The following is a 3,765-nucleotide window of genomic DNA, read 5'->3' as shown; positions in this document are numbered from 1 at the left end:
CGCGCCGAGGCCCTCGGTGTGGCCTCGGTACCGATTCCCGGCACCCGGCGGGCGTCACGCGTCGAGGAGAACCTTGGCTCGTTGTCGGTCACCCTGACCCCCGCCCAGCTCACTGCCCTGGACGCGGCGGGCGCGGCGGTCGCCGGGAACCGCGCCGATGACCTGACCGGTGTGTCGGCCGGGCGCGAATAGTAAGGGGCTCAAACACGATGAAGGCGTTTGCGCTCTAGGATTTCGCTGCTTGCCGCGCTCTGGGCCCCCAGCGTTGAGACGGCCTCGGCGATGAACTCGACGGGCAGACCATCAACATGCGCACGCTGCCGGTCGCCGTCGGCGTCGAGTTCGTAGAACGAACCCGGCGCGATACCGGTGGCCACCAGGCTCAGGATGATCCGGGTGAAGATGTCCGGCACATTAAGCTGACCTGTATACGTGGTGTCGGCCAGGATCATGTCGCAGCGGAACACCGCGACCGGTCCGAGGCCAGGAAAAGCGCCGCGTTCGCGACTTCCTCGGCCGTGCCGTAGCGGGCCAGCGGAACAATGCTGCGCTGGTAGTTCTCGACCTCCTCGGCGGCGTTGGGACCAGGGTTCGGCATGCCAGCGAGTGTGTTGATGCCGGCCGTCTCGGTGGCATCAGGGCCGATCACGCTCACGCGAATCTTGCGGTCCCGCAACTCATTTTCCCAGGTGCGGGCGACTGATCGCAGGGCAGTCTTGATCGCCGCGTACACGCCGATGCCGTCGCTGCCCGTGGCATTCGGGTTCGACGAGTTCAGGATGATTGATCCGCCGTCGTTCAATAACGGCAGCGCCTTCTGCAGATGCTCGTGTGTGACATCGCCGATCCGTGCAACGTCAATGACCGCGGCGTTGGCGAACACGACGTCCAGGCCCCGGCCAGTGTCGGCCACCGCGGCGTAGAGCCGGTCGCGATCCCCTGGCTTACTGCCGTCACCCTGCACACCGGTGACGTTGTTGCCGATTTCCTTGACCGCCGCATCGAGTTCGGCCTGACTCCGTCCGTTGATGAAGACGTACGCGCCCTCCTCGACGAACCGCTTGGCGGTGGCCAACCCGATGCCTGTCGAACCGCCGGTGATTAACGCAGTCTTGTCCTTCAGAAGTGCCATGATCATGCCTTTCGCTAGCTATTTCCGTTCCCGGGCAGCGTTTTTCACCACGGGTGAAGATGGTCACGCCTGGACCAGTCTCGGGGGACATCTGCTGGATGGACCCACGAGCCCGTGTAATGGCCGTCCGAACACTGACCACTGGAATTTGTGGTGGCGCTTTTGAGGCTAGGACGATGCGACCGTTCCCGGCGCTCGGATCAACCGACCGTGCGGCCCCCACACAGCGTTGTGCAAGCGATGAGCACTACTGTTATCCAAATGGACAACTTGAGCCATACGCCAGGCAAAAACCTCCATCTGGCGGGGGTGTTTTCCGGTCAACGCCGAAAAACACACGTCGGCGGCAAATAAGGTTGCGCGAATGGCGAACCACTACGCGACCACCGAAAGCCGCATCGACGAACTGGAGATCGGTTTCGAGCTGCTCTTGCCGTCCGGCATGGATGGTGTACCGCCTATGAACTTCGTCATCGACGGGATCAAGCTCATCCACAATAAGGGCGCTGGCGAACCACCGATGATCAGGCTGACGTCTGATCTTCCTGAAGGGCCGTACGCCGTCGACTTCCCGCTTGACGCGGTCGTCACCATGATCGTCGAGCCCAGGGACGACGACTGAGCACGTCTGAATAGATATCAGCCCGCCACACACTCTCCCCGTGGCGGGCCGAACTTTTTGCGTGGGGTTGCCGCCGGCCAAATCGGCCAATGTCCAGGCGACCGCAAGCGTTACAAGGCCGCATAGGGTGGGGCCCGGTCTGGATTCTAAAACCGTTTTGCGTGCACCTACGACCTGGCAAAAAGCCAACTATCACTGTTTTAAGGCCGAGATCGGCTCGTCGCCACGCGGTGCCCTGGACACGGTGCACGGACTCCCGTCGCGCGGGTGCGGTGACTCAAGTGCCGAGCGAGAGTTCCCATCGGACAACGTCTATCGCCGCGACAACCGCGGGATCGTCGGGGTCGAGCCCCTCATCCCGCACGGCTTGGCGTTCGTCGTCATCCAGACCAGTGTTGGACGTACGAGTGCCGGCGCGCGCAAGCCGGACTGGCCGGCCGTCCACCTGGTCTCCTCCGTAGGTGGTACCGACTACGCGAAGAGCACCACGACGTCGACGGGCTGGGGCGGCTTGGCTGACTAGGGCGGCTCTTCGCCCTGCAACTCGGGGCCAAACAGCCCTTGGGCGAGGACCACGTACCGGACGATAATAAAGCGGGTGGTCCGAGATCAAACAAACGACTCATAACAGAGAGAACGAGATGAACCGCTTCGACATCACGCAGACCAACGCCGCCGTCGAGCGATTGATTGAGACGACGAAGAACCCACGCCACCTCTATCTGCTGCACGCTTACAACCGTCACCGCAATCTTGAGATGGCGGGCCTCTTCGAGGAGATCTTCACACCTGAAATGACGGTCGAAAATCCCGTCTACCACTTCAACGTGCTCGGTGCGACCTTTACGCTCGACGGGGCCGAGGCGGTCAAGGGGGTCTACCGCGAGTGGACCCGAACGGGTCAGTGCATCTTCTACGGAAACGGCGACGAGAAGCTTGCGGTCAGCGACGCCATGATCGTCTCGACGTCGACGCTTTACCAGCAGACTCCCGGAACCGTACTCGCTGGCAGCGGCGCGCCCGTCGACCCCGGCGCTACCTATTTGGTGAAGACTGCCACGCACATGATTTGGCCGTACGACGACCGGGGCCGATTGATTGGTGAGGATGTATGGGAATACGACGACTCGGTCCGCGAGTTCATCCCGCTCGACCCGATCGATGTCCTCACCGCGGAGCAATCCGGCAAGTTGCTCGCGCCACTCATCAAGCCACTTCCGACCCACAACCCGTTCACTCCGTAACGGAGGGCGTTGCGGCCGGGCGGTATCTCACAAAAAGTTACCGTGCCGTCGGGTTCTTGACGATCCCGCCGACCGTTGGGCCCGCTGTAGAAAGTCTTAAGCAGACGGTGAATCGCCCAGACGAGGTGTGGAACAACTCAAACGCTAGTGTGCCGACGGCGAGGACGCGTGCCCCATAATCTGCTATTTCCGAACCTTTGTGGTCGCCTGGACATTGGCCGGGCAGCCGGGAACGCCCTACTGGACCGCGCCTTCGCATCCGCCAGGCGGCGCTGGCTGCGGCAACGGGCCACCGTCGGGGTTGACGACGCACCTCATCGGCGACGTGCTGGGGGACGAGTATGTATCCCCGAAGTACTGGGACCCCGTTCGAACGATGTGCCAATATGAGCCGTCCGCGTACGGCATGCCGTCACAGTAGGTGCTAACAAAGAGCCATTTCGGGCCGCCGTTAGGACAGTAGTTGGCGGCCATATTTGGAATGTGCGGATCGGGGTCGGGATCGGCGTGAGTCACCGGCACCGGAGTGAACGCGGCAAGTGCCGCAGTCGCTGCTAGTAGGGCTGCGCGCATGACCCGGATCTCTCCTGCCTGGCTGGTGTGGGACCCTGACCGGATCGTAGGGCGCAGACCAAACTCTGACAGCGATTTCGCATGGAAGTTGCCTCAGGCAAGCTGCTGGACTCTCGCCAAGGCCGCGAGCATAGCCGCGGTAAGCGCGCTGTCAAAGGTGCAAGCTCGACGGTTCTACTCCGCGGGTGGGGTGG

The 3,765-nt window shown here is 62.5% G+C and carries 4 protein-coding genes and 2 pseudogenes; 4 read left to right on the top strand and 2 right to left on the bottom strand.

The genetic code is table 11. From position 1 onward, the window contains the following. Positions 1-192: pseudogene (locus VNW74_RS29955) on the top strand (aldo/keto reductase); the annotation flags it as partial. A gap of 56 nt (positions 193-248) precedes the next feature. Here VNW74_RS29955 and VNW74_RS29950 read toward each other — a convergent pair. After that, positions 249-476: pseudogene (locus tag VNW74_RS29950) on the bottom strand (SDR family oxidoreductase); the annotation flags it as partial. Beyond that, positions 449-1,132, bottom strand: coding sequence for an SDR family NAD(P)-dependent oxidoreductase (locus tag VNW74_RS29945; protein ID WP_325683684.1), 684 nt, complete (start codon positions 1,130-1,132; stop codon positions 449-451). The pseudogene VNW74_RS29950 and the gene VNW74_RS29945, both read right to left, overlap by 28 nt. Positions 1,133-1,496: 364 nt before the next feature. Between VNW74_RS29945 and VNW74_RS29940 the strand changes: the two genes are divergently transcribed. From VNW74_RS29940 to VNW74_RS29930, 3 genes are all read left to right on the top strand, one after another. After that, positions 1,497-1,754 (top strand): hypothetical protein, encoded by a 258-nt coding sequence (locus tag VNW74_RS29940; RefSeq protein ID WP_325683682.1) that lies wholly within the window; start codon positions 1,497-1,499, stop codon positions 1,752-1,754. Between the two features lie 157 nt (positions 1,755-1,911). Next, on the top strand, positions 1,912-2,277 hold the full coding sequence (locus VNW74_RS29935) for a hypothetical protein (protein ID WP_325683680.1): 366 nt from the start codon (positions 1,912-1,914) through the stop codon (positions 2,275-2,277). Between the two features lie 118 nt (positions 2,278-2,395). Next, positions 2,396-2,998 carry a hypothetical protein gene (locus VNW74_RS29930; protein WP_325683678.1) on the top strand — a complete coding sequence of 201 codons (603 nt, stop codon included), beginning with the start codon at positions 2,396-2,398 and terminating at the stop codon, positions 2,996-2,998. Positions 2,999-3,765 lie beyond the last annotated feature (767 nt).

It is taken from the genome of Mycobacterium sp. (assembly GCF_035570115.1).
Lineage (GTDB): Bacteria > Actinomycetota > Actinomycetes > Mycobacteriales > Mycobacteriaceae > Mycobacterium.
Note: the sequence above shows the minus strand (reverse complement) of the source record. Positions and strands in the feature narration are given on the sequence as shown.